This window comes from Streptomyces fuscigenes (assembly GCF_021556455.1).
Lineage (GTDB): Bacteria > Actinomycetota > Actinomycetes > Streptomycetales > Streptomycetaceae > Streptomyces > Streptomyces fuscigenes.
Map to the genome: position 1 here is coordinate 1 of NZ_JAKGCV010000426.1, position 4,676 is coordinate 4,676.

Below are 4,676 nucleotides of genomic sequence, written 5' to 3' on the forward strand. Positions count from 1 at the left end.
GGAGCGGCCTGCTGCGGCGCAGGGGCGGGGGCCGGGGCCTCCTGCTGCGCCGGCTGCGCCGGGGCGGGCTCGGGGGCGGCCTGGGCCTGCGGGGCGGCACCGGGAGCGCCGATGACGGCGAGCTTCGCGCCCACCTCGGCCGTCTCGTCCTCGCCGACCACGATCTCCAGCAGCACGCCGGCGGTCGGGGCGGGGATCTCGGTGTCGACCTTGTCGGTGGAGACCTCGAGCAGCGGCTCGTCCTCCTCGACCGACTCGCCGACTTCCTTCAGCCAGCGGGTCACGGTGCCCTCGGTGACGCTCTCGCCGAGCGCGGGCAGGACGACGTCGGTGCCCTGGGCGCCGCTGCCGCCGGCCGCGGCCTGCGCGGTCGGCTGCGGGGCGGGCGCCGCAGCCTCGGTCGACGGCGCCGACTGGGCGGGCTGCGCCGGCTGCGGGGCGGGGGCCTGCTGCTGCTCGGCGGCCGGGGCGGGCGCGGCCTCGGGGGCGCCCGTGCCGTCGTCGATGAGGGCCAGCTCGGCACCGACCTCGACGGTCTCGTCCTCGGCGACCTTGATCGCCGAGAGGATGCCCGCGGCGGGCGCGGGGATCTCGGTGTCGACCTTGTCGGTGGAGACTTCGAGCAGGGGCTCGTCGGCCTCCACCCGCTCGCCCTCGGCCTTGAGCCAGCGGGTGACTGTGCCCTCGGTGACGCTCTCGCCGAGCGCCGGCAGGGTTACGGAAACCGCCATGGTCTCTCTTGCTCCTATCGGAAGTGCGGTAGTGGTCTCGTCGCGCGCTCTGACTGCGGAATGCGTCAGTCGTGGGAGTGGAGGGGCTTGCCCGCCAGTGCGAGGTGGGCCTCGCCGAGCGCTTCACTCTGGGTCGGGTGGGCGTGGATGAGCTGCGCGACCTCGGCCGGCAGCGCCTCCCAGTTGTAGATCAGCTGAGCTTCGCCGACCTGCTCGCCCATCCGGTCACCGACCATGTGGACACCGACCACGGCGCCATCCTTGACCTGGACGAGCTTGACCTCGCCCGAGGTCTTCAGGATCTTGCTCCGGCCGTTGCCCGCCAGGTTGTACTTGAGCGCGACGACCTTGTCCGCACCGTAGATCTCCTTGGCCTTGGCCTCGGTGATGCCGACGGAGGCGACCTCGGGGTGGCAGTACGTCACCCGCGGCACGCCGTCGTAGTCGATCGGGACGGTCTTCAGGCCGGCCAGCCGCTCCGCGACGAGGATGCCCTCGGCGAAGCCGACGTGCGCGAGCTGGAGGGTCGGGACGAGGTCGCCGACCGCCGAGATCGTCTCGATGTTCGTGCGCATGTACTCGTCGACCAGGACGTAGCCGCGGTCCATGCCGACGCCCTGCTCCTCGTAGCCGAGGCCCTGCGAGACGGGGCCGCGGCCGATCGCGACCAGCAGCACCTCGCCCTCGAAGGTCTTGCCGTCGGCCAGCGTCACCCGGACGCCGTCCTGCGTGTACTCGGCCTTCTCGAAGAAGGTGCCCAGGTTGAACTTGATGCCGCGCTTGCGGAAGGAGCGCTCCAGGAGCTTGGAGCTGTTCTCGTCCTCGACGGGGACGAGGTGCTTGAGGCCCTCGACGATCGTCACGTCGGTGCCGAAGGACTTCCACGCCGAGGCGAACTCGACGCCGATGACGCCGCCGCCCAGGATGATGGCGGACTTCGGGACGCGGTCGAGCGTCAGCGCGTGGTCCGAGGAGATGATGCGGTCGCCGTCGATCTCCAGGCCGGGCAGGGACTTCGGCACGGAACCGGTCGCCAGGAGGACGTGGCGACCCTCGACGCGGCGGCCGTTCACGTCGACCGAGGTGCGGGAGGACAGCCGGCCCTCACCCTCGATGTAGGTGATCTTGCGGGAGGCGACGAGCCCCTGGAGGCCCTTGTACAGGCCGCTGATCACGTCGTCCTTGTAGGCGTGGACGGCCGCGATGTCGATGCCCTCGAAGGTGGCCTTGACACCGAACTGCTCGGACTCGCGCGCCTGGTCGGCGATCTCGCCGGCGTGCAGCAGGGCCTTCGTGGGGATGCAGCCGCGGTGCAGGCAGGTGCCGCCGACCTTGCCCTTCTCGATGAGGGCGACGTCCAGGCCCAGCTGGGCCCCGCGCAGGGCCGCGGCGTAGCCACCGCTGCCACCGCCGAGGATCACTAGGTCGAAAACGGTGCTGGCGTCGTTCGCCACGTCACGTTCCTCCATGCATGTGCGCCGTACGCCGGGCGGGTCTCGGCTCGTCCGGACGGCTGGTGTTCGGCCGCTTCTCATCGGCCCTGTGGTGGGGGCCCTGTCCTGCCGAGAACCCATCTTTGCACTTGTCGGCGGTCGGCGGGACGCGGGGCCGTGCTGCGGCGCGACGGGTGAGCGGGCTCACGTTCGCCGTGCGCGTACACGCGGGTGCGGATCCCGGCACGGGGTGCCGCGGGCATCCGCCGGCCCCGGGCGGCGTGCCGCGCCGCCCGACCGGGGGACGACCTCGGCCGCGTCCTGGTGTGACGGCCGTCCGGCCGCACCCCCCAATCAACACCGAAACGGTGACGACTGTTCCTCCGCGCGGGCTCCCGCGGTCCGCCCGCGCGCCCCCGTGCCGCGAACCCGTACGTCCCGGCGGCGGGTGCGTGCGCGGGGCACGTGAGCGGCCTCACAGCCGCGGAACGCGGCCGGGCCCGCACCGGAGCGCGCCCGCGCGGGGCGGTGCGGTCCGGTGCGGGCCCGGGTGGCCGGACGTCACGTCCGGTGCCGAGGCGCCGGCGGTGTCAGTCGAGCTCGCCCGCGGCCGCGTGCTCGGCCAGGGCGACGAGCGTGCGGATCGCGGAGCCCGTACCGCCCTTCGGGGTGTAGCCGAACGGGGCGCCCTCGTTGAAGGCGGGGCCGGCGATGTCCAGGTGTGCCCAGCGGGTGTCCTCCGGCACGAACTCGCGCAGGAAGATGCCGGCGACCAGGCCGCCGCCCATCCGCTCGCCCATGTTGGCGATGTCCGCGATCGGCGAGTCCAGGCCCTTGCGCAGGTCCGCGGGCAGCGGCATGGGCCAGGCGGCCTCGCCCGCCTCGCCCGCGAGCTCGTGCAGCGTGGTGCGCAGGTCGTCGTCGTTCGCCATGATGCCGAACGTGCGCAGGCCGAGGGCCAGCATCATCGCGCCGGTCAGCGTCGCCACGTCCACGATCGCGTCGGGGTTCTCCTCGGCGGCGCGGGAGATCGCGTCGGCGAGGACGAGGCGGCCCTCGGCGTCGGTGTTGAGCACCTCGACGGTCTTGCCGCTGTACATGCGCAGCACGTCGCCGGGGCGGGTGGCCGAGCCGGACGGCATGTTCTCCGCGAGCGCGAGCCAGCCCGTCACGTTGACCTTCAGGCCGAGCCTGGCCGCGGTGACCACCGAGGCGAGGACGGCGGCGGCGCCGCTCATGTCGAGCTTCATGGTCTCGTTGTGGCCGGCCGGCTTGAGCGAGATGCCGCCCGAGTCGTACGTGATGCCCTTGCCGACGAACGCGAGGCTCTGCTTCGCGCCGCGGGCCGTGTAGGACAGGCGCACGAGGCGCGGCGGGTTGACCGAGCCCTGGCCGACGCCGATCAGGCCGCCGTAGCCGCCCTTGGCGAGGGCCTTCTCGTCCAGGACCTCCACCTTGATGCCGTGCTCCTTGCCGGCGGCGGTGGCGATGGCCGCGAACTGGGCGGGCGTCAGGTCGTTGGAGGGGGTGTTGATCAGGTCGCGCGCGCGGTTGATCTCCTCGGTCAGCGCGATCGCGCGGTCCGCGGCGGCCTTGTGGGCCTTGTCGCGCGTCTTCGCGCCGAGCAGCACGGCCTCGCCGAGCGGCTCCTTGGGGCCCGCGTCCTTCGCGGCGGCCTTGCCGGCGGCCTTCTTCTCGCCGCCCCGGTACACGGTGAACGCGTACGAGCCCAGCAGGAGGCCCTCGCCGATCGCGGCGACGTCCTCGGCCGCGTCGACGGGCAGGGCGACGCCGGCCTTCTTCGTGCCGGACAGCGAGCGCGCGGCGACACCGGCGGCCCGGCGCAGCGTCTCGGTGCCGTACGCGTCGCCCTTCTCCGGCAGCCGGCCGAGTCCGACGGCGAGCACGACGGGGGACTTGAAGCCCGAGGGGGCCGGAACCTTGGTCACCTCACCCTCGGCGCCGGTGGCTCCGAGGGTCTCCAGCACGGCGGCGAGCCTGCCGTCGAACCCCTTGTCCACGGCCTCGGCGCCCGCGGCCACGACGGGCCCGGCGGGGCCCTTGGCGACTCCGACGACGATGACGTCGGCGCGCAGCGTCGCGGCGCCCGACGTGGTGAGAGTGAGAGCAGTCACGGTGGTGAAATCTCGCTTCCGATGAGTGTGCGACGGTCGGTGGACGGGCCGACCTGCCCGGCGCATCGTAAAACCCGGCCCTGTCCGCGCCGGTAGCGAGCCTACGCGCGCTGCCGGTCACGGCCGCCGCGTGCCCCTGGCGCCGCGCCCCGCGCCGCCCGCGGCGGCCGTGCGCGGGCGCCCCGGGGCCCCCGTCCCACCGGGGCTACGAGGGGCCGGCCGCGAGCACCACCAGCGCCACCGTCGCGGCCGTCTCCGCGAGCGCGCCCAGCACGTCGCCGGTGATCCCCCCGAAGCGGCGCACACAGTGCCGAAGGAGCAACTGGGCGGCGGCCGCGGCCAGCAGGACGGCCAGGCCGTCGCGGACCGCGGCCGCC

Annotated in this window: 4 protein-coding genes; all 4 read right to left on the reverse strand. The window is 73.7% G+C overall.

All coding sequences use genetic code 11. The features are described 5' to 3' along the window. Nucleotides 1-731: biotin/lipoyl-containing protein (locus L1885_RS23875; RefSeq protein WP_308117385.1), on the reverse strand; the 731-nt coding region annotated here is incomplete at its 3' end. Between the two features lie 65 nt (nucleotides 732-796). Beyond that, nucleotides 797-2,185 (reverse strand): dihydrolipoyl dehydrogenase, encoded by a 1,389-nt coding sequence (gene lpdA, locus L1885_RS23880; RefSeq protein ID WP_235799233.1) that lies wholly within the window; start codon nucleotides 2,183-2,185, stop codon nucleotides 797-799. Between the two features lie 569 nt (nucleotides 2,186-2,754). Then, on the reverse strand, nucleotides 2,755-4,299 hold the full coding sequence (locus L1885_RS23885; protein WP_235799234.1) for a leucyl aminopeptidase: 1,545 nt from the start codon (nucleotides 4,297-4,299) through the stop codon (nucleotides 2,755-2,757). A 205-nt stretch (nucleotides 4,300-4,504) separates the two neighbouring features. Then, a partial coding sequence (locus L1885_RS29450; RefSeq protein WP_372482016.1) for an adenosylcobinamide-GDP ribazoletransferase occupies nucleotides 4,505-4,676 on the reverse strand: 172 nt, incomplete at its 5' end.